We start from the raw sequence: 24,751 nt of genomic DNA on the forward strand, positions 1-24,751 counted from the left end.
GGATACCCCCGGAGACCCACATGGCCAAGAAATCCGCCCCCCTCGCCCGCAAGTCGAAAGTCGCCGCCCTCGCGACGTCCACCGATCTTTCCGACAGCGCCGTCGGCGCCATCGCCAAAGCGATCAATCCCATCGTCGCCGATACGTTCGTTCTTTATCTGAAGACCAAGAACTTCCACTGGCACATCAGCGGCAAGCATTTCCGCGATTACCACCTCCTGCTCGACGAACAGGCCGACGCAATTTTTGCCAGCATCGATCCTTTGGCCGAACGGCTGCGCAAGCTCGGTGCGCCGACCGTGCATTCCTTCGCCGAAATTTTGAAGCTCGCAACGCTTGATGAGAGCGAAGCGGAGTTTCTCACGCCGAAGGAAATGTTCGAGGAACTGATCGCCGACACGAAATCCGTCGTCCAGGCGATGCGCAAGGCGCATGAAGTCTGCGACGACAAGAACGATCTCGCGACCGCAAGCCTTCTCGAAAACTATATCGACGAAGCCGAAAAACGCCTCTGGTTCCTGTTCGAAACGAACCAGATGCGCGGCGACAACCGCTCCTGATGTTGAGCGCCCGTCTGTTCGACGCCCTTGCCGGGTCGTGGCGCATCTCGCGCACCATCGATCCGCAAGGCGCGCTTGACGGCACCGCCTCGTTTTCGGTGCGGGACAATGGCTGGCTCGCCTATTCCGAAGAGGGCGAACTCACCCTTCCGCACGGGCAGTTCACCGCAAGGCGGTCCTATCTCTTCGAGCCGAGGGAGGACGGGTTTGCCGTCTGGTTCGATGCCGAGCCGAAGCGCCTGTTCCACGAGATTGCACTGGACGGCCCCGACCGCGGCACGCGAACGGGTTCTGCTTCGCACCTCTGCCGCGACGATCTCTATCTCAGTGAATACAGCTTCGAGCCCGATGGCCGCTTTTCGATCCGCCATCGTGTGACCGGACCCTATAAGGACTACACTGTGAACACGCTCTACACCCGTCCGGAGGCCGCATGAACCGCGCCATTCTCATCGTCCGCAAACTCGCCGTGAAGCCGGAAAACATCATCGATACGATCACGCTCGATCATCAAGACCGGCACCGCCGCCGCATGGCGATGAAAGCCGATGGCGGGCTCGAATTCCTGCTCGATCTCGGCAATGCCGCCGTGCTCGAAGACGGCGACGCGCTGAAGCTCGATACCGGCAAGCTCGTGCGCATTGCGGCCAAGCCCGAAGACCTGATCGAGATCACGACCGAAAATCCGCTCCGGCTGATGAAAGTCGCCTGGCATCTCGGCAACCGCCATGTGCCGGCGGAAGTGACGAAGGACGCGATCTACATCGCGCCCGATCATGTTCTCGTCGAAATGGTGCGTGGCCTCGGCGCCAAAGCCGTCGAGATCAAGCGCGCTTTCCGTCCCGAACAGGGCGCCTATCACGAACACGCGACGCACGATCACGGCCATGCGCATGATCATCACGACCACGGGCACGGCGATCACAAGCACGACCACCACGAACACGACCATCAGCACGAACACGGCCATGCCTGCGGCTGCGGACATGAGCATTAAAATGATGCCTCATGGTGAGGAGCGATGCGCAGCATCGCGTCCCGAACCATGGGCCACGCAGTTTGAGGCCCATCCTTTGAGACGGGCCACTCAAGCCGCCTGTTGCCGACTTGAGCTATCAAAAGTGCCGAAGTCGGGTAGACCCGACTTCGGTGGCCCTCCTCAGGATGAGGTCCAATGAATTCCCTTCCCCTCTTCGCCTGGCTGTCGCCGGCTTTTCCGGTCGGCGCCTATGCCTATTCGCACGGGCTGGAATGGGCGGTGGAAGACGGCGATGTGAAGGACGAAGCCACTCTTCTCGCCTGGCTGAAAGATACTCTGACGCTCGGCGCCGGACGTAACGACGCAATCCTTTTCGCTCAAGCCTATCGTGCGCTCGGCGATAAAGCCGCGTTCGCAGCCGTCAACGAGCTCGCTTTGGCGCTCGCGCCGTCGCAGGAACTGCGATTGGAGACGGCGCAGCAGGGCCGCAGCTTTCTCGATGCGGTTCTGAACGCCTGGCCGAAGGACGATCTTGCGGAAGCCGCAAAAGAGATCGGCGAGATCGCCTATCCCGTCGCGGTCGGGCTTACCGCAGTGGCGCACAAAATCCCGCTTGCCGCGTCCCTGCCCGCTTTCGTGCTGGCCTTTGCGCAGAACCTCGTTTCCGCGGCGATCCGCTCGGCACCGATCGGCCAGACCTCGGGCCAGCGCGTCATCCATGCACTGACGCCGATGATCGAAGCGCTCGCATCCGAAGCCGAGACGCTCACGCTCGACGATCTCGGCGGCGCGGTCTTCCGCGCCGATCTCGGCTCGTTCAAGCACGAGACGCAGTATACGCGCCTGTTCCGTTCTTAAAGCTGGCTGAAGTCGGCAAACTCGAAATGCATTCCGTCAAACTTCGTCGGCGCCTGATAATGCCCGCCCCAGAAGAATCCGACGGCATTCGCGGATGGAACAAGCAGACGCACCGAGCCCCTCTGCGTCACATCCGGCGGCGCCGGGGTTTTGGTGCGCGGATTCCAGGTGGCGTTGATGTCGAAGGCCGAACCGAAGGCATGATTGCTGAGGGATGTGACGGCGGAGCTTTTCTTCGGCCCGTGCCCGGCTTTCGGAAGTTGCGTATCGCGCACATAGCGCGAGACGTAAGCGCCGGCATAAGTCAGGAAGAGGTGGAGCAGTCCCTCGGCCTCCCAGCGGCCGAACAGATCCTTCACCTTGCGCTCGATGAGCCGGTGGCAGCGAAAGCGGCCCCGATATTCGGCGGCGAATTTCAGCTGCGTCACATCAATCGTCACGATATTGGCGGCGACCCAATCGCGTTGCGCGCCGTCGCACGAGCCACCGATGACGATCGTCTCATGGTCCGGGCGCGGACCCTCCGGCTGCAGGCTGAACATGAAGCAGCCGAACGCGCTGTTGCGGGCGGCATTGCTGGGCGTATTGAAAGACGGGGGCGGCGGCCAATGCTTTCCCGCCCGCGCGCTATAGAAGTCCATCGAGATGTCGCGATAGCCGCGGGTCACAGCCGCCGCATGTGTTGCGGCATCAAGCGCCCCCGTAACCGGCACGCCCATTTCGAGCTGGAAGATTTTCGTGGCGTTTTGCGTGTTCAGGCCGAAATCGGCGTCGATCGAGCCGGCCTGGGGGATGTTGCGGGACAAGAGAAAATGCTGCCAGCGCTGCACTTCCGCCGGTACGTTGTTTCCACCCCGGGACAAGAGTATGGCCATGTCACCCCCTTTGAACGGCACCTGGAAAGACAAAGCTTTTGAGTGCGCTTATCCAAATTACACGTTTAAGGTGTAGGGGTTATTTTGTTATGTCAATGTATTGTTGCAGCACGCGCGGAGTGGAAAATGGCTGAGACATCCTCGAACGGACCTCTTCGCGTCGGCATTGGCGGCCCCGTCGGCAGCGGCAAGACCGCTTTGATGGAAGCGCTCTGCAAGCTGTTCCGCGATCGCTACGACCTGTGCGCCATCACCAATGACATCTACACAAAGGAAGATGCGCGGCTCTTGACCGTCGCCGGCGCACTCCCCGTCGAGCGCATTATGGGTGTCGAGACCGGCGGCTGTCCGCACACCGCGATCCGCGAAGACGCCTCGATCAATCTGGCGGCCGTCGCCGATATGAACCGCAAATTCCCCAAACTCGATCTCATCCTGATCGAGTCGGGCGGCGACAATCTCGCCGCGACTTTTTCGCCGGAACTCGCCGATATCACGATCTATGTCATCGATGTTGCCGGCGGCGAAAAGATTCCGCGCAAAGGCGGTCCCGGCATCACGCGGTCGGACCTTCTGGTCGTCAACAAGATCGATCTCGCCCCCATGGTCGGCGCCGATCTTTCGATCATGGAGGCCGACACCAAGCGCATGCGCGGCGAGCGGCCCTATGTCTTCACCAATATCCGCGGCGGGGTCGGAACTGCGGACGTCGCGGCCTTCATCGAACGCGCCGGCGGATTGTCGGCCAAGGCCGCCTAACCTATCTCAGGTTCCATGCTCACTTATCGCGATCTCACCACGGCGCAGAAGCGCGCGCTCGACCGCTTCGTGCGCTCGCACGATCTCGAAGCGCCCGCCTCCCATTGGCCGGAGCTGGGCGCGGCCGACATCACGGCCCTTATCGGCTCAGGCCTTCTCGAACGGCGCGGACGCGATGCGAACGGCGAAGAACTCTTCCGCGTCACCGATCAGGGCACGCGCGTGCATGACGAGATGTGGCGCGACGGCAAAGTGCCGAGCCATCCGAAAACAGACCCCTTCGATCCTTCGACGCTCTTGGATTAGCGCCAGCAGACCAGGGAATACTGGTTGCCGTTCCAGGTCGTATGGCCGCGCGCCCGGCCGCTGGCATCGGGCTTCAGTAAATACCAACGATTGCCGTCGGCATGGTTGAAGAACGAACCGCGTCCTTCTCCGCCATTGCGCAGATTGAGCAAAGGCACCCAGCGCGAACCATTGTCAGAGAAACTGCCTTTGCGGCGCACGAGACCTGCGCTCGTGCACCACTCACCGCTGCAGGTGACCTGAGGATCATCGACGATCACCCATTTCATTTGTGCCGGACGACCGTCGATCCTGCAGTTCCAGACACCATCGAGCCAATGCCTCTCGATCTGGGACCCGGATGCGGGCGCCGCAATCCCAAACCCGGCGAGCGCGAACAGCAATGCGCGCAGAATTCTTCCGCTCATGAATTCCTCCCCTCATTTGCGAAGGAGGGAGTATGAGCCCGCTCGGAGCGTTATACAATTTAAGAGTGCATAATGCCGATTTAGCAACCGCACATGAGAAAGCCCGCCGCGGCATGTGGGCGGGCTTTGATCTTCAAAAAGCGAAAGATCAGGCGCCGCGATGAACGAGGCGCGCGCACATGGCGGCTTCCTTGCCGAACTTGCGGGCGTCGGCTTCGCTCATTTTGCCGCTGTCGACCTTGGGTTTGGCGGCTTTCTTGACGGCGTTTTCGAGCGTCTGGCCGGCCTGAACCGAGGCGACGACCGAGCGGTAGATGACCTTGCTCTGACCCGACAGCTTGGCAGCGCAGGCATCGGCATCCGCCTTGTCGGCAGAGGCCACGGCCGGCACGAGGACGAGGGCCGCGGCGGCGAAGAGTACGGTCCGGAACATAGGGAAAATCTCCTGAATTGAGGTCGCTTCTGCTGAGGGGGATTTGAGTCTTTTTTGGGTCGGCGTGGGCTCGCGGCAAGGTCTTTCGCTGTCATAAAGGCTTGACCCGCAATCTTCAGCGGCTATGGAGGCGAAATGCTCGATCTCACCCTCGCCGGCCGCATCAATTTTACCCCCAGGGCACCGACCAAAGACCCGCTGCCTGCAGGACTGCACAAGCTCGGCCTCTATGAGGAGCGCGACTATTTCCTCGTCGTGCCGGAAGGGCTCGATCCGAAAAAGCCGGCGCCCTTCATGATCATGTTTCATGGCGGCGGCGGCAGCGCCGAGCGCATCATGCCGGTGATGAAGACCCATGCGGAGCAAAACGGCTTTCTGCTTCTGGTGCCGCAATCGCTTTTACCGACCTGGGACATCGTCATTGCCGGCAACGGGCCCGACCGCGAGCGGATCGAAAACGCGATCAACTGGGTCGCCGACCGCTATGCGCTACGCTCGGACAAATTCGCATTTGCCGGACATTCGGACGGCGGCTCCTATGCGCTGTCGAACGGCGTCGCCAATGGCGATTTCGTCACGCATATCCTTGCTCACTCGGCAGGCTTCTTCACGCCGCTGCACCAGGAAGGCGCACCGCATATTTTCATCGCCCATGGATCCGCGGACGAGAAAACGCCGGTGGAAACCGCCGGGCGCGCCAGTGCGCAGAAGCTGAAGGGAGCGGGCTATGACGTCACCTATATCGAATATGACGGGCCACACGCCTCGCAGCCGAACATCGTTGCGGTGATGGTGAAGTACTTTTTGAATTATCCGCCGCCGGCTCCCGCCGCGCCATAAGGCGCGGCAGTTTTGAGGTAGAGGCCGCGCCCTAGGGCGCGACCACCGTGAGATAAGGCGCTGTGGCCTTGCCATCGGCCGCGACCGGCGCCGGGACCTGGTTCTTCACCGGCGTCAGCGATTTCAGATAGGCCGCGAGCGCGCCCGCATCCTCATCCGTCAGCGCCGCATAGGAATGCCAGGGCATGACCGGCGCAAGCGCGCGCCCGTCGGGCCGCACGCCGGTACGTACAGCTATGACGATCTGATCCTCCGACCAGGCGCCGAGGCCCGTCGCATCCGGCGTCAGATTGGGCGGATAGAAAATGCCGAGACCGGGCAGATTGAACCCGATTTCCGAGCCGCCGAGCATCCGCCCGAAATCGGGCTTTCCGGCGAAGACGCCGGGGGTATGGCAACCGCCGCAATCCATGATGCGTGCGAGATAGGCGCCGCGCTCGATTTTATCATCGGCTTTTGCGGGCAGCGCCATGAACCAGGCACAAAGCCCGATAATGGCCAGACGTCCAAACATGATTTCCCTCCGAAACGCCCTCGGAGGGCCGCGCTTTTAGGTGCGTTATGTTTCAGGAATATTTCGTGGGAGCAGATGGTGGGCCCACCAGGACTCGAACCTGGAACCAGACCGTTATGAGCGGTCGGCTCTAACCATTGAGCTATGGGCCCCTGGGAAGTCATATTAAATCCCCGGCCCCACTGCCAGCCGCGCAGGCTTAAAAAAAGAGCGCCCGGGCGGAGGACCGACCGGGCGCTGATCCTGAGAGTTGGGTCCCTCAGGCGGCTTTGACATTGGCAAGAAAGCTCTCGACCTCGGTGCCGAGCGTCGCCGACTGCTGTGCGAGTTCACGCGCCGCCGACAGAACCTGCGCCGAAGCCTCGCCGGTGATGCTTGCGGCCTCCCTCACCTGTTCGATGCTGCCGGTCACCGACTGGGTGCCTTGGGCCGCCTGCTGGACATTGCGGGCGATTTCGTTCGTCGCCGCGCCCTGCTGCTCCACTGCCGCGGCAACCGCGTAAGTGATCTGGTTGATATTGTCGATTGTGCCGCCGATGGCGCGCAGCGCGTCGACCGCCTGCTGGGTGGATGTTTGGATTTCCGTGATCTGCGAGGAAATCTCGCTGGTCGCCCGTCCGGTCTGTGCCGCCAGTTCCTTCACTTCCGAGGCGACGACGGCAAAACCGCGTCCGGCTTCGCCGGCGCGTGCCGCCTCGATCGTGGCGTTGAGGGCCAGAAGATTGGTCTGCGAGGCGATCTCATCGATCAGCGCGACCACATCGCCGATTTTCTGGGCTCCTTGAGTGAGCGACTGGACGATGACGTCAGCACGGCGCGCTTCTTCAACGGCATCCTTGGCGATCTTTGAGCTGTCGCCGACCTGGCGGCTGATTTCGCTGACCGAGGAGGCGAGTTCCTCCGTCGAGGCCGCCACCGTATGCACATTGGCCGAGGTTTGCTCGGCGGCCGAGGCAACAGACGCGGCCTGTTGATTGGTCTCCTCCGCCGTCGCCGACATTGAACTTGACGTCGCTTCCATCTCCGCCGCCGCCGCCGACAGCGATCTGACGAGTTCGCTCGAAGACGCTTCGAAGGTTTTGGTCAATTCGTCGAGGCGCTGGGCGCGGCGCATTTTGGCCTGGTTCTCGGCTTCCTGAAGTTCGGCAAGGCGCCGCGCCTCGATGGCGTTGTCCTTGAAGACCTGCAGCGAACGTGCGAGCTGGCCGACTTCGTCCTTGCGGTGGGTACCTTCCACCTCGACTTCAAGATCGCCACCGGCAAGGCGTCCCATGGAACTTGTCATCGACGTCATCGGCGCAACGATGCCTTTCAGGGCAATGATGGCCAGAAGGCCGGTGGCAAGCACAAGACCGACCGCGCCGGCAATCATCAGCGTATTGACCGTGGAATCGCTCGTTTCGTCCGCCTGGATTTGAGCCTGATCCATTTCCGCGACCATGGTATCGACGCGCTTGCCGATATCGTCGCGGGCCTTTCCGCGCGCCTGCCGGCCTTCGGAGAGCGAGAACTTTTCGGCGCCGTCGTGATCGCCACTGACACTGAGATCGACGCTCTTATCGGTCGCGGCGAAATAAGAGACGACCGTGTCCTTGAGCGCCGTGTCGACGGCCCGATCCGTATCGTTCGTCAGAGCGAGCAGCTTGTCGGCGTTTTCCAGCGCTTCGGCCTTCGCCGATTCGTAGTTGGTCTTGTAAGACTGCATCAGAGCCGGATCGTCGGTCAGGATCAGGTTCTTTTCCTGAATGGTCGCTTCGTTCACCGACGCTTCGATTTGCTGCACCGCAGACAGGCTCGCCGCCGCGTCGTCGACGATCGTATCCGTCTGAGCCGCCAGCTTATCGAGACCGTCATTGGCTAAAAACAGCAGACCGACGACGACGGCTATCAGAACCACTGTCGGTACGGCGAGTTTGATCAGAAGCTTGAGGTCGTTGAACCAGCCGAACATCGTGCGCGCTCCACAAGAGACGCCGCGCAGAAAGATGCGCGACTTTTGCGTGCATCAAAATGTCCGGTGCAGGTTAACGATTCCTGCGCGCGAGAATAAGGAAATACACGTAAGGAGGGCGAAACGTCCGTACGTTTCGCCCTCTTCACGGGCCTTTAGATCAGCGCTCGCAAGGCATGAAGCCGTGTCAGTGCATCTTTCAGAAGTGACGAAGACTCCAGCATCAGCGACATCGCCTGCTCCTTCTGCTGAATAAGCTCACGGATGCATGTGGCGGCACGCACACCGAGGTCGCGGTCCGCACCGCCCCAGGCCCGCTCGAGATCGGCAAGGAGCGCCGCCATTCGCTCGTTCGAACCCGGGGGAACGCCGTTGGCGTCCGGCAGTATATCGATCGTCTTTATCAGTTTCAGTTGCTGTCCCATGATCATGCCGCCTGGACGTTGGTGAGGAAGCTCTCCACTTCCGTGCCGAGATTTGAGGAGTGCTGGGCAAGCTCGCGCGCCGCCGACAGAACCTGGGCGGAGGCCGCGCCGGTAATGCCGGCTGCTTCCCTCACCTGCTCGATATTGCCGGTCACCGCCTGCGTGCCCTGAGCCGCCTGCTGAACATTGCGGGCGATTTCATGCGTTGCCGCACCCTGCTCTTCGACAGCCGCCGCCACCGTGTAGGTGATCTTGCTGATATTATCGATCGTGCCGCCGATGCTGCGCAGCGCTTCGACCGCCTGCTGCGTCGCAGTCTGGATTTCGGTGATCTGCGAAGAAATCTCGCTCGTCGCCCGTCCGGTCTGCGCCGCAAGCTCCTTCACTTCGGAGGCAACGACGGCAAAACCGCGGCCGGCTTCGCCGGCGCGCGCCGCTTCGATGGTGGCATTCAGGGCGAGAAGATTTGTCTGCGATGCGATCTCATCGATCAGCGCAACCACATCGCCGATCTTCTGGGCGCCTTGAGTGAGCGACTGAACTATGACGTCGGCGCGGCGCGCTTCCTCGACTGCGGCTTCCGCGATCTTGGAGCTTTCGCCGACCTGACGGCTGATCTCGCTGACGGAAGACGCGAGCTCTTCCGTGGAGGCTGCAACCGTCTGCACATTGGCGGACGTCTGTTCGGCCGCCGATGCCACCGCCGCCGCCTGCTGGTTCGTCTCTTCGGCGGTCGCCGACATCGATCCGGATGTGGCTTCCATCTCCGATGCCGCTGCAGATAGCGAGCGGACGAGTTCACTCGACGAGCCCTGGAAGGCTTTGGTCAGTTCATCGAGACGCTGCGCCCGGCGCATCTTCGCCTGATTTTCAGCCTCGGCAGCCTCAGCCATCCGGCGCGCTTCAAGAGCATTGTCTTTGAAGACCTGCAGCGAGCGGGCAAGCTCACCGACTTCGTCCCGGCGCTTGATGCCCTGGACTTCGACCTCAAGATCGCCGCCGGCAAGGCGCCCCATCGCCGTCGTCATGCCGGTCAGCGGCTTGACCACACCCTTGATTGCGATCAGCACGAGAAGGCTGATGGCCAGCAGCAAACCGCTGCTCGCCGAGATTATGAGAACCCTGGATGTCTCGTCGCTGGTTTCGATAGCCTCGATCCGGGCGTGTTCCAGCTCCTCCCCCATGGCATCGACACGTTTTCCGACCAGATCTCCGGCTTTGCCGCGCGCCTGGCGGCCCTCGGACATTGAAAGTTTTTCGGCGCCCTCATGGTCGCCGCTCAGGCTCATCGCAACGCTCTTGTCCGAGACTTCGAAATAGTGCTGGACCGTATCTTTGACGCCGAGGTTGATCTTTTTCCGCTCTTCGTCTGCCGCCAGGCTGACGAGCTTTTCGGCATTTTCGAGAGCTTCCGTCTTCGCGGCTTCATACTGGGTTTTGTAAGACTGCATGAGCGCCGGGTCTTCCGAAAGAATCAGATTCTTCTCTTGGATCGTTGCTTCGTTGACCGAGCACTCCAGCTGCTGGATTGCCGCCCGCCGGGCAGCCGTTCCCTGGATGATCGACTGTGTCTGGTTCGCGAGGCTGTCTAAATCGTGACTGGCGAGGACGATCAGCCCCGTTACAACCGCAATCAAGATTGCTGTCGGCACTGCCAGCTTCACGAGCAACTTGAGATTGTCGAACCCGAACATCGAATGCCCCTCCGTGTGATGCCGCGCCCCCGCAGCAAAGATGGGCAACCATTGTCCGCACAGGGTTAATCGCGTCTCAGTTTGGCGTTGCGCACAAACGCTACGTAATTACGCATACCCCTAAGGTCTTAGGGAAGAGACACGCGGTGATAAACAGAATCAATGCAACCCGGTTACAATCATCATGAAACGTAGAGACAGTTTAGTTTTGCAAATTCGGGATTAGATTTTATGGTCCAATTTCCGCAAACATCGAGTGCACCAACGCCGGGTGGGCCGGCAGCACACCGCCAACTCTGCTATATCCTCGACAATGATGCGCCGGTTCGGCGCATTATTTCTTTCGGGGCCGCGCGAAAGAATTTCCGTTCGGTCGAATGTCCGTCGCTCGGAGCACTGATCGAACGAACAGTCGCTGAACGCCCCGACCTGATCTTTATCGATATCGAAGGCGCCGACAGCGACGCAGTCGAGGCTCTTCGTCATCTCGAGAAGGCGAACTATGATGGTGTTGTCCATCTTATGAGCCGACGGGAGCCTGCTCTTCTCGAAACGCTTGCCGAAATCGGCGTCACTCGCGGCCTTGTGATGGGACACCGCCTACACAAGCCTTTCCGCCGATCGGCCATCGAGACAATCTTCGAAGAAACATCACGCGGCACGCCGCTGCCGATGGTCGGAGCGTCAGCACCGCCTATCGTTGCCCCCGATTCCGTCACCGGCGCGACGCTGCACGATGCGGTGACGACAGGTGCTGTCGCGCTCACTTATCAGCCGCGGTTTGATCTCGAGACCGGCCGCCCCTACGGCGCGGAAGCTTTTGCGCGTCACCGCGTCTCGTTCGATCTCCTGTCCGCTTCGCGCGCATCGGCGGCGCCCGAGGATTTGGACCGCTTGACCGAGATCATGCTGACATCGGCCATGGGCGACTGGCGCCGCTTCGCGCGTCCGTCCTTCAATCCACTGATCACGCTGCGCGTGCCTCTGGTTTCGCTGGCGCGTCTGCCGATCGGCGAAATCATCCGTCGCGGCCGTCCGCAAACGAGCGACTGGCCCGGGCTCGTCATCGAGCTGACGGAGGCGGAGGTCACCGGCGACCCGCAGAGGATTCGCGAGATCGCTGCGCAAATGAAAATATATGGACTGGGTGTCTCCATAGGTGACTTCGGTACCGGCCGTACCACGCTGAGTGCGCTGGGCTCGGTGGCGCCGAATGAAATGACCATCGATCCAAGCTTCGTCCGCAGCTGCGCGACCCGGGTATTCAACAGCCGCATCTGTAATTCGCTGGTCCTTCTTGCCCGCAGCCTCGGCGCACGTTCGGTGGCGGAGGGCGTCGGCTCCGACGAAGACCTCATGGCTCTTATCAAGCTCGGCTGCGATGCGGCCCAGGGCGATTTTCTGGCGCGGCCGCTGCTCGCCGAGGATTTCGAACGCTTCCTCGCGCGCGGCGATTTCCTCGACCTTCCGGAGGTGCGGACGTCCAACCTCCTGCACCTGCGTCAGCACGATGCGCGCCTGAGCCTGCGCGAGATCGAGGTGCTGGAACACATCGCCATGGGCAAATCGAGCAAGGAGACGGGCCAGGCGCTCGGTCTCAGTCCGCGCACCATCGATGTGTACCGCGCCAAGCTGATGGCCAAGCTGAACGCCAGAAACGTAGCCGAACTGGTCAAGGTTGCCCTTACAGCCCGCCATTAACGATTTTCAGGCCTGAAACAAATCTCCGGTTGCGGGAAATCTCCGGGAAATCCTGCCGAAACAGCCTTCGGCTAGCACAGCCTCGACCGATGCCCTTTTCGGGCTCCGGAGGTCGATATGAGATTTCTTCTCGCTGCTGCTGTGCTTGCCATCGTGCCTTTGCCCGCGTCCGCCGATGACAGTAGCGCAAGCCAGTGCCTGTCCTTTCTGAGCCGCGACTGGGACATCAGCGATCAGGAGCAATTCCAGCGCGACCAGCGGATCTGGCGCTTGAGCTGCCAGCGCGCCCTCTTTGCCGATCCGGAAAATCCGAAAATCATTACCTCGCTCGGCAAAGCTTGGAGTTCGATGGGATTTGACAACATCTCCCTGCCCCTGACGCGCAAGGCCGCGGCCATGGGTGACACCGAGGCGATGTTCGATATTTACACGATGCACTTCAGCTTCAGCCGTCATCTCGACCGCGATCCCCGTGTCACGCGCGAGGAAGGCGCCGCCGCTTTGCGCCGCGCGGCAGAACTCGGTCATCCAGCGGCGATCCAGGTCATGATGCAGCGCCTCGAGCGCGGTGACATGATCAAGCGCGATTTAAAAGAGGCCGTTGTTTGGGCCGAACGCGCGATGAAAAATCCGCCGAAGGACAGCTATACCGGCGACACCGAAGTCGCGCTCGGCCGCCTCCTGATCAAGCTCGACGACCCCAAGCAGCGCCAGCGCGGCATGGACCTTCTCGTCGGGACCAAACGCAGCGATGCCGCGGCCTATTTCGCCGATGCCATCCGACCGACGGATCCCGTGCGCGCCCGTAAAATCTACGAAGACGTTCTGAGTTCCCAGGAGGGCCATGCCGCGCCCGCGCTTGCCGATATGCTGTTCAAGGGCGAAGGCGGCCCGGCCGATCCAAAACGTGCCGTCGATCTTCTCGACGGCGGCTCTTGGTTCGGCGACTCGCCTTGGGTGCGCGCCTATTACGGACGCCTGCTTGTCGAAGGCAAATATGTGAAGCCCGATCTGCAGAAGGGCGTCGAATATATGAGCTACATGATGCAGTGGTCGATCGAATGGCGGCACGAGGTCATGGACCTTCTCGCACGCTATCCGAACCTCCGGCTCTCCTATCCCGACGGCATGTATTACGACGCGATCGAGGCCGTCGAACTCGGCGAGCCGGGCGCCGTGATGGCGCTGGTCAATCTGAACCTGTCGAAGAACGAGCAGTTCCGCGATCTCGAAGCCGGCTGCCATCTCGCACAATGGGCCGCCGAGAACGGCTTTGAGGCGGCAAAAGCGCGCCTTGCGGATTGCACGCCCGTGCCCGGCACCATGCGCTAACCGCCTTCAAGCCGCCCGGATTGAGCGCTCTGGTCCCGCTCCCGCCAATGGAGACGCCTCGAATGCGCCCAGCCCTCGCTTTTGCCATCGCGCTCACGGCCGCGCCGGCCTTCGCGCAGGAGCCACCGCCCCCGCCGCCCGGCCCGCGCCCGGCGATCTTCGTTCTCTCCGGCGAAGGCAGGGCCTCCGCCACGCCCGATCTCGGCATCATCAATTCCGGCGTCGTCAGCGAAGGCGCAACCGCGCGCGAGGCGCTCGATGCCAATACCGCCGCCATGGCCAAGCTTATAGCCACGATCAAGGCGGCGGGCGTCGAGGACAAGGATGTGGCGACGTCCGGCTTTTCAGTGCAGCCGCGCTATATCTACAGCCAGCGCAAAGACGGAACGCAGGAGCCGCCGCGCATCACCGGCTATGAAGTACGCAACACCGTCACCGTCAAAGTGCGTGATCTGACGAAGTTCGGCGGCATTCTCGACAAGGCCGTCACCGAGGGCTCGAACCAGATCGACAGCCTGTCCTTTGACATCGCCGACAAGACAAAGCTTTATGAGGAGGCGCGCAAATCGGCGCTTGCCGACGCGCGCGCCAAGGCCGAACTTTATGCGGCGGCGGCGGGCGTCAAGCTCGGGCGGCTACGCGAACTGTCGGAGCAGACCGGCAGTTCCTATCCCCCGCCCCGGCCGATGATGCGCATGGAAGCGTCCGCCAAGGCCGATGTGCCGATCGAGCGCGGCGAACAGGAAATTTCGGTGAACGTCACCGCCACTTGGGAAATCGCACCGTAGTCGACGTGCGTCATGCCCGGGGTTATTCTCTGGGCATGACGCCGCCAAATGCCATATCGGGACGCCAGATCGCCGCCGCCCGCGCCCTGACATCCACGGGTCAAAACGAACTGGCTGAAGCTGCGGGAATTTCGGTGAAAAGCCTCCGGCGCATGGAGGCGAACAGTCTGAACGTTCCCGCCTCCTCACTGCCCTGCAAAGTAACCGCGGTGCGCCATACGCTGGAGAAGCGCGGCGCGCTTTTTGTGCCTGAGGACAATGCGGCCGGGGCCGGCGTGCGGCTGAAATTCAACCGCTCGGAAACTCGCGAGATCGGCGGTTGGGAGGGTGAAGGCGGGCGCGTCGCCGATGACGACATCCAGTAACTAGGCGGCTTCGGCCGCCTGTTTATTGCGCGCGTCGACCAGAACGACCTTCGGCTGGAAAACGCGCGCCTCTTCGGCGCTCATCTGTGCATACGCAACGATGATGACCTTGTCGCCCGGCATGGCTAGACGCGCCGCAGCGCCATTCAGCCCGATGACGCCCGAACCGCGCTTGCCTTCGATGACATAGGTCGCAAAGCGCGCGCCGGTGTCGATGTTGTAGATTTCGACCCGCTCATTGATCAGAAAGCCCGCGGCGTCCGAGAGATCGCGGTCGATCGAGATCGACCCCTCATAATGAAGATCGGCTTCGGTCACCGTGGCGCGGTGAATTTTGCCCTTCATCATCGTGACGATCATGGCGGCTCTCCTTTTACGCGAAACGCCTGCGTCTGATAGCGGAAGCCGAACCCTCTCTCAATCCTTCGCTTTCAGCCGGGTTCTGGTAATGTTCACGCCGATTCCATGCCCCAGTTCACACCCCACCAGGACGACGCGCTCAAAGTCGCCTCCGACTGGCTGAAATCCAAGCCCGGCAAAGGCTCGGCACCGCAAGTCTTCCGCCTGTTCGGCTATGCCGGCACGGGCAAGACGACGCTTGCGCGCCATCTTGCCGAAGGCCTCGACGGCTCGGTGAAATATGCGGCCTTTACCGGCAAGGCGGCGCTCGTGATGCGCTCGCGCGGCTGCGACGGCGCCTCGACCCTGCACAGCCTGATCTACCGCGCCAAGGAAAGCGGCGAGGAAACACCGACCTTCGAGCTCTGGGACGAGGCGCCCGCCTCGCGCGCCAAACTTATCATTGTCGATGAGGCATCGATGGTGGACGCCGAGCTCGGCCGCGATCTTCTGTCCTTCGGCGCGCCGGTCCTTGTGCTGGGCGACCCGGCGCAGCTCCCGCCGATCCAGGGCGGCGGCTTTTTCACCAATGCCGAACCGGATGTGATGCTGACCGAGGTGCACCGGCAGGCGCAGGACGATCCGATCGTGCGCCTGTCGATGCAGGTGCGCGAGGGTGAGGAACTGACGCCGGGCACCTATGGCGAGACGGAGGTCGTGCCGCGCTCGGCGCTCGACCCGCAGCGCGTCATCAATGCCGATCAGGTTCTCGTCGGCCGCAACAATACGCGCCGTGCCTATAATAAGCGCATGCGCGAGCGCCGGGGATTTTCCGAAGATCTGCCGGTGGCCGGCGACAAGCTGGTCTGTCTCAGGAACAATAGGCGCAAGGCGCTGTTCAATGGCGGCCTTTGGACCGTCTCGGAACGCCGTGCGTCCAAGTCAAAAATGATCACCATGCGCGTCAAGCCGGAAGACGACCCGTCCGCGCGCGAAACCAAAGTGACGATCCGCCCCGAATGCTTTCTCGGCGCCATCGAGCAGCTCTCCTGGGAAGAGCGCCGCCATTATGACGAGTTTGATTTCGGCTATGTGCTGACCGTCCACAAGAGCCAGGGCTCGCAATGGGACGATGTCGTCCTGTTCGACGAGAGCTTTGCCTTCTCAGAAAGCCGGGCGCGCTGGCTCTATACGGGCATCACGCGGGCGGCTAAACGGCTCTCAGTGGTCGTTTGAGGCACGGATACCTATATTAGGGCCAACCCCAAAAGGAGCCCTAATGGACACGAAGACGTTTCCCGTGACCCGCACCGATGCCGAATGGCGGGCGAAGCTCTCTTCCGAACAGTATCAAGTCATGCGCGCCCACGGGACCGAGCGTCCCGGCAGCTGCGCCCTTCTCGCCGAAAAGCGCCCCGGCACTTTTAGCTGCGCCGGCTGCGATACACCGCTGTTCGAAGGCAAAGTGAAATTCGAAAGCGGCACCGGCTGGCCGAGCTTCAACGAGCCGATCCCCGGCGCCACGGAAGATTCGGTCGACGACAGCTATTTCATGCGCCGCACCGAAGTGCATTGCGCGACCTGCGGCAGCCATCTCGGCCATGTCTTCCCGGACGGCCCGCCGCCGACGGGTCTGCGCTATTGCATCAACGGCGTCGCGCTGAACTTCACCCCTGCCTGATGCCGCTTCTCTTCTCCTACGGCACGCTGCAGCAGAAAGAGGTGCAGCTCGGCACGTTCGGCCGCGAGCTCGGCGGGACAAAAGATGTCCTGCCGGGCTATGCGCTTTCGACCGTGCTGATCACGCATCCCGATGTCGTTGCACTCAGCGGCATGGAAGAACATCTGATCGTGCGGCCGGGCAAAATCTCCGATGAGGTTTCGGGCACGGTGTTCGAGATCACGGCCGAGGAGCTGACGCAGGCCGACAGCTACGAGACCGATGATTACGAGCGGGTGGAACTTCCGCTCGCCTCCGGCCTCCGTGCTTTCGTTTACGTCGCCGCACAATAGAAAAGGCGCGGGTGTTGCGGCACCCGCGCCTTCTGTGTTCGCCTGGCTCTGGCTCGAACGGCGCTACATCCGCACCGGGGCTGGAGCTTCGAGCGAAACCTCTTTAGGCGAGTTCCTTCTTCTTGAACTTCGCCGCCTCGTCCGAACCGCCGGTCGCATTGCCCTTCGAGTAGGAATGCGCGCCGACGCCGGCAAGCTGGCCGCCCTGCACGATCAGATATTCGTCGCGGATCGGACGGTTCTCGAAAATGCATTCGAGAATTTCACGCGTGCCGGCGGCATAGCGCGTCTGCGCCGAGAGCGAAGTGCCCGACATATGCGGCGTCATGCCTTCGTTCGGCATGGTACGCCAAGGATGATCGTTCGGTGCCGGCTGCGGGAACCACACATCGCCCGCGTAACCGGCGAGCTGACCCGATTCCATGGCACGCACGATCGCGTCGCGGTCGCAGAGCTTGCCGCGCGCCGTGTTGACGATATAGGCGCCGCGCTTGAACAGCTTGAGCGTCTGATCGTTGATCATGTGCTCGGTTTCCGGATGCAGCGGGCAGTTCAGCGTGATGACATCGCACACCGGGTACATGTCTTCCCGCTTGGCGTGCCAGGTGAGGTTCAGCTCCTTCTCGACCGACTCCGGCAGGCGGTGACGATCGGTGTAGTGGAGCTTGACGTCGAACGGCGCGAGACGCCGCAGAACGGCCAAGCCGATGCGGCCCGCGGCAACCGTGCCGACATGCATGCCTTCGAGATCGTAGGACTGCTTGACGGCATCGGCGATGTTCCAGCCGCCCTGGCGAACGATGTCATGCGCCGGGATATAGCTGCGGACGAGACCGAGGATCATCATCACAACGTGTTCGGCAACCGAGATCGAGTTGCAGAAGGTGACTTCGGCGACGGTGATATTGCGTTCCATCGCGGCCTGAAGATCGGTGTGGTCCGAACCGATACCGGCGGTGAGGATCGCTTTCAGCTTCGGCGCCTTAGCGATGCGCTCGGCCGTCATATAGGCCGGCCAGAAGGGCTGCGAGATGACGATTTCGGCATCGTGCAGGTGCTTGTCGAGTTCGGAATTCGCGCCGTCTTTCGAGGACGTCACCACATATTCATGACCGAGACTTTTGAGCCATTTGGCAAGGCCGAGACCGCCGGAGACCGAGCCCAGCATTTCACCCGGCTTGAAATCGATGGCTTTGGGCGTCGGCGCCGTCTGGCCGTCTGCGTATGTCTTGATCTCCGGAATGCTGTCGCGGGCATATTTCGGCGGGAAACCGCCCTTCGGATCGTCGTAAAGAACAGCAACAATTTTTGCCATGACCAGTCCTCCCGAACTGTCACCGCCCGCGCCTCCTTCAGGCAAAACTCACCTGTTGCCGCAAACGATATCTGCGGCCCGGAAGCTGTATTGACTTCGGGCGATATGCCAACGCCATGCGCGCCGGCTTCTGCACGCTATGTGTGGCGTGCGGCCGCAGCGTTCAAACTGTTTGTTTTTGTATTTCGATAGTTACGGTCTATCGAAACCGATATCCCGTTCCAGCTTCAGGCGAACTTCGGGGAGCGCCGCCACGGCGCGGAGCGCGCGGGCCAGCGGCTGCAACGGCTCACGTTCGGCAACGACGAGCCCCACTTCGTGCTGCGCGCTCGGCTCGACCAACGGCAAAGTCGTGAGCCCGTCGAGCTGGCCCATGACCGCAAGATAAGTATGCGGCAGAACGGTCGACCAACGCGTCGTCGTCAGATGCTGAAGCAGTGCGAAGGGCGAATTCGTCTCGAAAACAGGCCGCACCACCTGCCCCGCTTCGCGGAAATGCATGTCGAGAATGCGCCGGTTCTGCATATCGCCGGTCAGCAGCCCGAGCGGCAGGCCCGCCGCTTCTTCCCAGGTCACATTCTTGCGCGTGTCGAGATCGGTGCCTGCGGGCGTGACGAGAACATACCGCTCCTTATAGAGCGGGAATGTACGCACGCGCGACAAGGGTTCGTTGTCGAGATAGGTGACGCCGGCATCGAGATCGAAAGCATCGAGCCCGCGCTGGATCTCCTGGGACGTATAGGACAGAACCTGGATGGTCGTGCGCGGATGGGCTTCGGCGAACGGCTCGGTCAGCCAGTGAACGAGTGGCAAAGCCACGGGAATGACGCCGATCTTGAGCTGGCCGGTCATGCCCTCGCGCAGGCCCCCGAGCTCCTGCGTCAGCCCTTCATAATCGGCAACGACACGCTGCGCCCAAGCGAGAACCCGCTCGCCTTCGGCGGTGAAGCCGACGAAACGGTGCCCGCGCTCGACGACGAGCACGCCAAGCGTTTCCTCGATCTGCTTGATGCCGGCCGACAGGGTCGGCTGGGTCACATTGGAGGCCGCGGCTGCACGGGCGAAATGGCGTTCGCGCGCCAGGGCCGTGAGATATTGGAGCTGCCTTATAAGCATTGCCGATAGATAAGCGCGGCGGGCTGTCGCAGCAATGAAAATCGATAGGCTAGAGCTATTTCAAAAAGCAGAGTTAAAAGGTATCTCCTATCAATAGATAGAATATATCAGTTTGATCCCAGGGCTTAAGCGGCGTCATAAGCAGCGAAATTCCTAAAACTTCGCAGGCCGCCCATGAACGCCCTTGCCCAGGAGCTCACCGCTTCCGCCCCGATTGCCGTGCCGGTACTCGACTGGGCCAAGACCTATGACCGTCTGGCCCAGATGGAGACGCAGTTCACCCAGCATCAGATCGATATGATGCAGCTCACCCGCGCGAAGACGGTGCTCGATATCGGCTGCGGCTCCGGCCGCCTTGCGATCCCGATGGCCCGCCTGGCCAAAAACGTGACCGCGCTCGACGCCTGCCCCGATCTTCTCGGCCGCTGCGGCGCGAACGCCAGCGAAGCCGGCCTTGCCAATGTCATCGCCCATCAGGCCGATTGGGATGCGCTGATCCCCGGTAAAGATCTGCCACGGCACGATGTCGTCGTCGCCTCGCGCTACAATGGCGAACTCGATCTGATGAAACTGGATTCGGCGGCGAACCTGCTCGTCTATGTTCAGCTCTTCTCCGGCCCCAGTACAAAGGCGCTGCTCAACGCCCTGCTCGAAGGCATTGTGGCGCCCGAGCCGGAAGCGGATGTCGAGCAATCCGGAGTGACGACGATTTTCAACGAACTGACCGGCTTCGGCATCGAGCCGAATGTCGTTCACGTTCCGACGGCCTTCACCCGCTGGTACCGCGACGAGAAGGAAGCGCTGTCCGATTTCGACTGGCTCGGCGTCGACAGCGCGCTCACGCCGATCCTCCACCGCAATATCCGCCGCTTCCTCGCGCCGGCGCCGCATGGCGGCTTCCGTTTCCTGTTCGGAACGAAATGCGCGATCGTCTGGTGGCGCAAATAATCTGAAGTTCTGCTGAGGCGCCTGCCCAAGCAGCCTTGAGGCCCGGTCCGCGTGACGATGCGGGCCGGGCTTTTTTCGTTCAGTTGACGGCAGACGCGATGGCGCTTTCGAGCAGTGCATACTGCTCGCACTTCGTGCCGCAAATCTCGCCGATCTTTTTCAGCTCGGCTTTGGCAAGATCGAGCTTGCCGCTGGCGACATAACCTTCGCCGAGATATTCGCGCGTATCGGCATTCGACGGATCGATGGCGAGCGCCTGATGATAGAAGCCGATCGCTTCTTCCGTCTGACCCGATTTGCGCAGGCTATAGCCGATATAAGTGAGCGCGACCGGATCCTTGTTCTGCACAAGGCCGAGAACTTCCAGCGCCTCGTAATAACGCTCGGACTTAGCGAGGGCCCGGCCCGTCGCAATCAGATCCTTATCCGATACGCCCGATTTTTTCTCGACGCATTTTTTCTGCGACGAATCCCACACCTGCCCCTTCGGGCATTCAGGGGGCGCATTTGTCGACGAGCCCGTATCGGCGGCAAATGCTGCGGACGACAGGAAAACAACTGACAGAGCCGGAATGAGGATTTTCATGGAGAGTCTCCGGGGGATGGGCAGACAGTCTGCGCCCGAAGGCATGATCGGACAACCTACTTACGGCTGAAGAAAGGCTGCGCGAAATGGTGCAGCACGATTCCGCTGGATGTCGCCACATTTAACGAATCGAAGCCCCCGGCCATGGGGATCGACACGGTTTGTGTCCGCGTCAGAAATTCCTCTGGAAGACCCATGCCTTCCGCCCCGAAAACGAGGGCGCTGCGCTGAGGAGGCACGACATCCGCGAGCGCCACCTCCCCACGCGGAGAAAGCGAGAATGTCCGAAATCCGCTGTGTTCGAGAAGACCGAGAACATCCTCCCCATCCATAAGCCGCGCATAAGGCACGGTGAGCACGGAGCCGACCGAAACGCGGATCGATTTGCGGTAGAGCGGATCGCAGCTCTCCGCATCGAGCAAAACAGCATCGGCGCCGAAGGCCGCGGCGTTGCGGAACAGCCCGCCCATATTGTCGTGATTGGCGATGGCTTTGAGAACCAGCACCAAAGCCTTCTCCGGCAATTGCGCGAGAAGCTCGGAGACCGGCCGTGCAGGTGCCGATTGTCCGAGCGCGAGAATGCCGCGGTGCAGATGAAAGCCGGCGATCTGATCGATCACCTCCTGCCCCGCGCCATAGACCGGCACGCCCGGCGGCAGCGCTTCCAGGAGCGGCCTCAGTTTCTCGGCGCGCTTGGCATCGATCAGAACTTCCAGCGGCCTGTGGCGGGCCGATTGCACGAGCCCGCGCAGCACAACTTCGCCTTCGGCGATAAACCGGTTTTCGCGCCCCACAAGGTCGCGCTCGCGTATGTCACGAAAAGCGGCTATGCGGGGATCGTCCGGGTCGGTTACGTTCAGCAGGTTCATCGCGGCTCCATAGCACGCTGAACCCAATCTGGGCTTGCACCGTTGTGCAAGGCTAGGAGCCGTGTATGCGTTTGTTCGGCGTATGGTTTGTGCTGTTTGTTCTGATGCTTAGCCTCCCCGCCTTGGCCGGGGACGAGCTTGCTATGGACAATGTCAACGGTGCCCGGCTGGGGGATGAGGCTGGCCCGGCGGTCGTTTTGAAAACCCAGATCCTTCTCGACCGCAGCCGCTATTCACCCGGCGTCATCGACGGCGTTTCGGGCGATGCCACCGGGATCGCCATCAAAGCCTTCCAGATCGACAACGGGCTGAAACCGACCGGCACGATCGACGAAGAGGGTTTTGCGAAGCTCACCACGGCGCATCCCGAACCGGTTCTCGTCCGCTACACGATCGAGCCCGAGGATGTCGGTGGGCCGTTCGCCGAAAAGATTCCGGACAGCATAAGCGAGATGGCGAAGCTCAAGCGGCTTGCCTTCACCTCGCCGCGCGAACTTCTGTCCGAGCGCTTCCATATGAGCGAGGACTTGCTCTCGCAGCTGAACCCCGAGGCTGATTTTTCAAAAACCGGCACGGAGATCGTGGTCGCCGCCGTCCATCAGACGGAAGGCCGCTCAGCGGCGAAAGACAAAATACGCGCCGAGCGCCTCATCGTCGACAAAAGTGAAAGATCCTTGCGCGTGCTCGGCCGGGACGAGGATCTGATCGCCTTCTATCCGGCAACGATCGGCAGCGACGAGACGCCCGCGCCCGATGGCGAGGCCGTCATTACGCGCATCGCCCGCGGCCCGACCTGGAATTACGATCCGAAGCTCGAGCTTTACGGCCATAAAGACCGGCCCGACCAGAAGATGACGATCAAGGCCGGACCGAACAATCCGGTCGGCACGGTCTGGATCGCCATCAACCGCAATCATTACGGCATTCACGGCACGGCCGAGCCGGAGAAAATCGGCAAGAATGTCTCGTCCGGCTGCGTGCGCCTCACAAACTGGGATGTCGAGGAACTCGCCGGCTTCGTCCGCAAGGGCGTGAAGGTCGTGTTTCAGGAATAGGCGTCAGCCTTGGTGCTTTGCCCATGACCGACACTTACAATCTCGCACGCTTTGTCGAAGCCCAGGAGCGTGTCTATGACGCGGTGACGGCCGAACTCGGACGCGGCCAGAAGGTGAGCCATTGGATGTGGTTTATCTTTCCGCAATTGAAAGAGCTCGGCCGGTCGGAAAGGGCCTTGTTCTACGGGATTTCGTCGCTCGACGAAGCTCGGGCCTACCTCGATCATCCAGTTCTTGGGGATCGGCTGCGCGAGTGCACTGGCATCATCAACAAGGTCGAAGGCCGGAGCGCCTATGAGATTTTCGGGCCGACGGACGAGATGAAGCTGAGATCGTGCCTGACGCTGTTTTCAAAAATCTCTGCGCCTTCGGTTTTTAACGAAGTACTCGAGAAATATTTCGGCGGCACGCCCGATCCCGAAACGCTGAAAATCCTCGCCCGCTAGTCATCGCCTGGTTATCGCGGGCGCTCTCATGTCGTCGCGCTTGATGAACGCGACCAGCGTGTAGCTGATCAACATCAGCAAAAACCACGAGCCGAGCTTGCCGAAGCTCACAAGCGCCCATCCGGATTTTTGGTTCGGGTACATCCAGGTGCGCGTGAACGTGCCGATATTTTCCGCAAACCAGATAAAGACGGCGACCAGCGCAAGGCCGAGCAGAAGCGGCATCCAGCGCTTCGACCGCCAGTTGATGAAGTAGATGCGCGTCTTGAAGAACAGCGCAAAGGACACGGCGAAGAGTTCGAGCCGGACATCCGGGATGTAGTGGTGGCTGTAGAAATTGATGTAGATCGCAAGACTGAGAAGGCCGAGCGCCCAGAGCGGCGGATGATCGGTGAACTCGAAGTGAAAGAGCCGCCAGGCGCGCGCGATATAGCTGCCAATGCAGGCATACATGAAGCCGGTAAAGAGCGGCACACCGCCGATACGGAAGAAGGCTTCTTCCGGATAGATCCATGAGCCGACCGAGGTTTTGAACACCTCCATCACCGTTCCAACGACATGATAGACGAAGATGATCTTCGCCTCCTCAAACGTCTCGAGCTTGAACGCAAGCAGCGCGACCTGCACAAGAAGCGCGGCAAGAAACAGAAAATCGTAGCGGTGGAGCGGTGCGTTCGCGGGATAAAGCAGCCAGGTCGCGACGATGAGCCCGACCATGATGCCGCCGAACAGGCAGGCCCAAGCCTGCTTCATGCCGAAGCGCAAAAACTCATAGAGGGATGCGGAGAGCGGCGATGCCGCCATCCGCGCGCCGATGCGCGCCTCAGCGGCGATGAAGGGTTTGAGGATGTCCCAGGTCGCGGCCGCGCTTACAGGCGCCGTCTTTCTATCGGCCTTTTCCTGCACGGTCAGTTGTCGCCTTTGCCCTCGACGTGAAAGACATGCAGGACGCGATGCAGGATCGGCGCGAGGATAAAGCCCGTGGCGATGACAATGATGAGGCCGGAGAAAATCGCGTAGCAGCCGGCGAATATTTTCGCCGCATCGTTCGAGAGATCGGCGACCGGCCCCATGCCCGACAAGATCATCGCGGCGTTCTCAAAAGCATCGACAAGGCCGAGGCCGCCGAAGATCATGTAACCGGCAACGCCAATCGTAAGGCCGACCGCCGTGATCGCCAGCCATAAACCAACGGCCAGCAACATGCGGTGAGCGAAGGCGCGCGGCGTCGCGAGCTTCTGACGGCGGCGTTCGAACTGCGTCCACATATCTGTCTC

General features: G+C 61.3%; 31 protein-coding genes and 1 tRNA gene. 17 read left to right on the plus strand and 15 right to left on the minus strand.

Annotated elements, in window-relative coordinates; genetic code table 11:
• The first annotated feature begins 20 nt into the window (after nucleotides 1-20).
• From IZ6_RS11345 to IZ6_RS11360, 4 genes are all read left to right on the plus strand, one after another.
• Nucleotides 21-560, plus strand: a complete 540-nt coding sequence (locus IZ6_RS11345) for a Dps family protein (protein WP_222875165.1) — start codon at nucleotides 21-23, stop codon at nucleotides 558-560.
• Nucleotides 560-997: a DUF6314 family protein gene (locus IZ6_RS11350; protein WP_222875166.1), complete on the plus strand. Its 438-nt coding sequence runs from the start codon at nucleotides 560-562 to the stop codon at nucleotides 995-997. The genes IZ6_RS11345 and IZ6_RS11350 overlap by 1 nt, the downstream gene beginning before the upstream one ends.
• Nucleotides 994-1,557 (plus strand): urease accessory protein UreE, encoded by a 564-nt coding sequence (locus IZ6_RS11355; protein ID WP_222875167.1) that lies wholly within the window; start codon nucleotides 994-996, stop codon nucleotides 1,555-1,557. Before IZ6_RS11350 ends, IZ6_RS11355 begins: the two co-directional genes overlap by 4 nt.
• 177 nt (nucleotides 1,558-1,734) lie before the next feature.
• Entirely contained in the window at nucleotides 1,735-2,397 is a 663-nt protein-coding gene (locus IZ6_RS11360) for an urease accessory protein UreF (protein WP_222875168.1), read from the plus strand.
• Here IZ6_RS11360 and IZ6_RS11365 read toward each other — a convergent pair.
• Nucleotides 2,394-3,272, minus strand: a complete 879-nt coding sequence (locus IZ6_RS11365) for a M15 family metallopeptidase (protein ID WP_222875169.1) — start codon at nucleotides 3,270-3,272, stop codon at nucleotides 2,394-2,396. The two genes, IZ6_RS11360 and IZ6_RS11365, sit on opposite strands and share 4 nt — an antisense overlap.
• A gap of 126 nt (nucleotides 3,273-3,398) precedes the next feature.
• Here IZ6_RS11365 and ureG point away from each other — a divergent pair, with 126 nt between their 5' ends.
• A complete protein-coding gene (ureG, locus tag IZ6_RS11370) occupies nucleotides 3,399-4,031 on the plus strand; it encodes an urease accessory protein UreG (RefSeq protein WP_222875170.1) in 633 nt (210 codons plus the stop codon).
• 15 nt (nucleotides 4,032-4,046) lie between these two features.
• On the plus strand, nucleotides 4,047-4,337 hold the full coding sequence (locus IZ6_RS11375) for a hypothetical protein (protein ID WP_222875171.1): 291 nt from the start codon (nucleotides 4,047-4,049) through the stop codon (nucleotides 4,335-4,337).
• Here the strand turns inward: IZ6_RS11375 and IZ6_RS11380 are convergent.
• Nucleotides 4,334-4,744 carry a DUF6006 family protein gene (locus IZ6_RS11380; protein WP_222875172.1) on the minus strand — a complete coding sequence of 137 codons (411 nt, stop codon included), beginning with the start codon at nucleotides 4,742-4,744 and terminating at the stop codon, nucleotides 4,334-4,336. The two genes, IZ6_RS11375 and IZ6_RS11380, sit on opposite strands and share 4 nt — an antisense overlap.
• A gap of 148 nt (nucleotides 4,745-4,892) precedes the next feature.
• The gene (locus tag IZ6_RS11385) at nucleotides 4,893-5,177 is read right to left on the minus strand and encodes a hypothetical protein (protein WP_222875173.1); all 285 of its coding nucleotides are present in this window, start codon (nucleotides 5,175-5,177) and stop codon (nucleotides 4,893-4,895) included.
• A gap of 135 nt (nucleotides 5,178-5,312) precedes the next feature.
• On the opposite strand from IZ6_RS11385, the gene IZ6_RS11390 reads away from it, so the two are divergent.
• Nucleotides 5,313-6,017, plus strand: a complete 705-nt coding sequence (locus IZ6_RS11390) for an alpha/beta hydrolase (RefSeq protein ID WP_222875174.1) — start codon at nucleotides 5,313-5,315, stop codon at nucleotides 6,015-6,017.
• 31 nt (nucleotides 6,018-6,048) lie between these two features.
• On the opposite strand, the gene IZ6_RS11395 is transcribed toward IZ6_RS11390, so the two are convergent.
• From IZ6_RS11395 to IZ6_RS11415, 5 genes are all read right to left on the minus strand, one after another.
• The gene (locus tag IZ6_RS11395) at nucleotides 6,049-6,531 is read right to left on the minus strand and encodes a c-type cytochrome (protein WP_222875175.1); all 483 of its coding nucleotides are present in this window, start codon (nucleotides 6,529-6,531) and stop codon (nucleotides 6,049-6,051) included.
• 76 nt (nucleotides 6,532-6,607) lie between these two features.
• A tRNA-Ile gene (locus IZ6_RS11400) sits at nucleotides 6,608-6,683 on the minus strand.
• Between the two features lie 107 nt (nucleotides 6,684-6,790).
• Nucleotides 6,791-8,482, minus strand: coding sequence for a methyl-accepting chemotaxis protein (locus IZ6_RS11405; RefSeq protein ID WP_222875176.1), 1,692 nt, complete (start codon nucleotides 8,480-8,482; stop codon nucleotides 6,791-6,793).
• A 155-nt stretch (nucleotides 8,483-8,637) separates the two neighbouring features.
• Complete coding sequence (locus IZ6_RS11410) at nucleotides 8,638-8,907, minus strand: hypothetical protein (RefSeq protein ID WP_222875177.1); 270 nt, start codon at nucleotides 8,905-8,907, stop codon at nucleotides 8,638-8,640.
• A gap of 2 nt (nucleotides 8,908-8,909) precedes the next feature.
• Entirely contained in the window at nucleotides 8,910-10,601 is a 1,692-nt protein-coding gene (locus IZ6_RS11415; protein WP_222875178.1) for a methyl-accepting chemotaxis protein, read from the minus strand.
• Between the two features lie 231 nt (nucleotides 10,602-10,832).
• Here IZ6_RS11415 and IZ6_RS11420 point away from each other — a divergent pair, with 231 nt between their 5' ends.
• From IZ6_RS11420 to IZ6_RS11435, 4 genes are all read left to right on the plus strand, one after another.
• On the plus strand, nucleotides 10,833-12,302 hold the full coding sequence (locus IZ6_RS11420) for an EAL domain-containing protein (protein WP_222875179.1): 1,470 nt from the start codon (nucleotides 10,833-10,835) through the stop codon (nucleotides 12,300-12,302).
• Nucleotides 12,303-12,419: 117 nt separating this feature from the next.
• Nucleotides 12,420-13,634 carry an SEL1-like repeat protein gene (locus tag IZ6_RS11425; RefSeq protein ID WP_222875180.1) on the plus strand — a complete coding sequence of 405 codons (1,215 nt, stop codon included), beginning with the start codon at nucleotides 12,420-12,422 and terminating at the stop codon, nucleotides 13,632-13,634.
• 62 nt (nucleotides 13,635-13,696) lie between these two features.
• A complete protein-coding gene (locus tag IZ6_RS11430; RefSeq protein ID WP_222875181.1) occupies nucleotides 13,697-14,422 on the plus strand; it encodes an SIMPL domain-containing protein in 726 nt (241 codons plus the stop codon).
• A 35-nt stretch (nucleotides 14,423-14,457) separates the two neighbouring features.
• Nucleotides 14,458-14,787, plus strand: a complete 330-nt coding sequence (locus IZ6_RS11435) for a helix-turn-helix domain-containing protein (RefSeq protein WP_222875182.1) — start codon at nucleotides 14,458-14,460, stop codon at nucleotides 14,785-14,787.
• Here the strand turns inward: IZ6_RS11435 and panD are convergent, their stop codons facing one another.
• Nucleotides 14,788-15,147: an aspartate 1-decarboxylase gene (gene panD / locus IZ6_RS11440; protein WP_222875183.1), complete on the minus strand. Its 360-nt coding sequence runs from the start codon at nucleotides 15,145-15,147 to the stop codon at nucleotides 14,788-14,790.
• 105 nt (nucleotides 15,148-15,252) lie between these two features.
• Here panD and IZ6_RS11445 point away from each other — a divergent pair, with 105 nt between their 5' ends.
• Genes IZ6_RS11445 through IZ6_RS11455 form a run of 3 tightly spaced genes read left to right on the plus strand, consistent with a single transcriptional unit; the run spans nucleotide 15,253 to nucleotide 17,139 of the window.
• Nucleotides 15,253-16,362: an ATP-dependent DNA helicase gene (locus tag IZ6_RS11445; RefSeq protein ID WP_222875184.1), complete on the plus strand. Its 1,110-nt coding sequence runs from the start codon at nucleotides 15,253-15,255 to the stop codon at nucleotides 16,360-16,362.
• A 43-nt stretch (nucleotides 16,363-16,405) separates the two neighbouring features.
• Nucleotides 16,406-16,807: a peptide-methionine (R)-S-oxide reductase MsrB gene (gene msrB / locus IZ6_RS11450; protein WP_222875185.1), complete on the plus strand. Its 402-nt coding sequence runs from the start codon at nucleotides 16,406-16,408 to the stop codon at nucleotides 16,805-16,807.
• Nucleotides 16,807-17,139, plus strand: a complete 333-nt coding sequence (locus IZ6_RS11455) for a gamma-glutamylcyclotransferase family protein (protein ID WP_222875186.1) — start codon at nucleotides 16,807-16,809, stop codon at nucleotides 17,137-17,139. Before msrB ends, IZ6_RS11455 begins: the two co-directional genes overlap by 1 nt.
• 103 nt (nucleotides 17,140-17,242) lie before the next feature.
• On the opposite strand, the gene IZ6_RS11460 is transcribed toward IZ6_RS11455, so the two are convergent.
• Together IZ6_RS11460 and IZ6_RS11465 are read right to left on the minus strand one after the other, a co-directional pair.
• Nucleotides 17,243-18,454, minus strand: a complete 1,212-nt coding sequence (locus IZ6_RS11460) for an NAD-dependent formate dehydrogenase (protein ID WP_222875187.1) — start codon at nucleotides 18,452-18,454, stop codon at nucleotides 17,243-17,245.
• Nucleotides 18,455-18,646: 192 nt separating this feature from the next.
• Nucleotides 18,647-19,570 carry a LysR family transcriptional regulator gene (locus IZ6_RS11465; RefSeq protein WP_222875188.1) on the minus strand — a complete coding sequence of 308 codons (924 nt, stop codon included), beginning with the start codon at nucleotides 19,568-19,570 and terminating at the stop codon, nucleotides 18,647-18,649.
• A gap of 174 nt (nucleotides 19,571-19,744) precedes the next feature.
• Between IZ6_RS11465 and IZ6_RS11470 the strand changes: the two genes are divergently transcribed.
• Nucleotides 19,745-20,518, plus strand: a complete 774-nt coding sequence (locus IZ6_RS11470) for a class I SAM-dependent methyltransferase (protein ID WP_222875189.1) — start codon at nucleotides 19,745-19,747, stop codon at nucleotides 20,516-20,518.
• 79 nt (nucleotides 20,519-20,597) lie between these two features.
• Here the strand turns inward: IZ6_RS11470 and IZ6_RS11475 are convergent, their stop codons facing one another.
• Nucleotides 20,598-21,104: a tetratricopeptide repeat protein gene (locus IZ6_RS11475; RefSeq protein ID WP_222875190.1), complete on the minus strand. Its 507-nt coding sequence runs from the start codon at nucleotides 21,102-21,104 to the stop codon at nucleotides 20,598-20,600.
• 56 nt (nucleotides 21,105-21,160) lie between these two features.
• Entirely contained in the window at nucleotides 21,161-21,973 is an 813-nt protein-coding gene (locus IZ6_RS11480; RefSeq protein ID WP_222875191.1) for a TrmH family RNA methyltransferase, read from the minus strand.
• 65 nt (nucleotides 21,974-22,038) lie between these two features.
• On the opposite strand from IZ6_RS11480, the gene IZ6_RS11485 reads away from it, so the two are divergent.
• Both IZ6_RS11485 and IZ6_RS11490 read left to right on the plus strand, forming a co-directional pair.
• Entirely contained in the window at nucleotides 22,039-23,028 is a 990-nt protein-coding gene (locus IZ6_RS11485; RefSeq protein ID WP_222875192.1) for a L,D-transpeptidase family protein, read from the plus strand.
• 23 nt (nucleotides 23,029-23,051) lie between these two features.
• Entirely contained in the window at nucleotides 23,052-23,474 is a 423-nt protein-coding gene (locus IZ6_RS11490; RefSeq protein ID WP_222875193.1) for a DUF1810 domain-containing protein, read from the plus strand.
• Here the strand turns inward: IZ6_RS11490 and IZ6_RS11495 are convergent, their stop codons facing one another.
• The gene (locus tag IZ6_RS11495; protein WP_420825550.1) at nucleotides 23,475-24,380 is read right to left on the minus strand and encodes a DUF817 domain-containing protein; all 906 of its coding nucleotides are present in this window, start codon (nucleotides 24,378-24,380) and stop codon (nucleotides 23,475-23,477) included.
• A gap of 2 nt (nucleotides 24,381-24,382) precedes the next feature.
• On the minus strand, nucleotides 24,383-24,742 hold the full coding sequence (locus IZ6_RS11500) for a hypothetical protein (protein WP_222875194.1): 360 nt from the start codon (nucleotides 24,740-24,742) through the stop codon (nucleotides 24,383-24,385).
• Nucleotides 24,743-24,751 lie beyond the last annotated feature (9 nt).

Source organism: Terrihabitans soli, assembly GCF_014191545.1.
GTDB lineage: Bacteria > Pseudomonadota > Alphaproteobacteria > Rhizobiales > Methylopilaceae > Flaviflagellibacter > Flaviflagellibacter soli.